We start from the raw sequence: 316 nt of genomic DNA, 5'->3' as shown, positions 1-316 counted from the left end.
ATGTCTGTTTTCTTCGGTCACTGACCGTTGCAAACATGCTCTTTAACAATCTGGAAAGCTGATTTAAAAAGTAGTTCTCAAACATTTGTTACAAGTGCTTTGGAAACTTCTTGGCGAAAACCAAATTTTATTTGGTCCTTGTTGTAGAGCAACAAGTCGCGTCGTTTCGACGACACTTCTTGGGGTTGTATGGTTAAGTGACTAAGCGTACATGGTGGATGCCTTGGCAGTCAGAGGCGATGAAGGACGTACTAACCTGCGATAAGCCGTGAGCAGTCGGTAAGAGACATTACGACTCACGGATTTCCGAATGGGG

Annotated in this window: 1 rRNA gene; it reads left to right on the top strand. The window is 44.3% G+C overall.

From position 1 onward, the window contains the following. Positions 1-191 precede the first annotated feature (191 nt). Positions 192-316: ribosomal RNA gene (locus J9889_RS23065) — 23S ribosomal RNA — on the top strand; the annotation flags it as partial.

The organism is Aeromonas sp. PrichA-15, assembly GCF_017939245.1.
Lineage (GTDB): Bacteria > Pseudomonadota > Gammaproteobacteria > Enterobacterales > Aeromonadaceae > Aeromonas > Aeromonas caviae.
The sequence above is the reverse complement of the archived record's forward strand: the minus strand, read 5'-3'. Positions and strand labels throughout refer to the sequence as shown.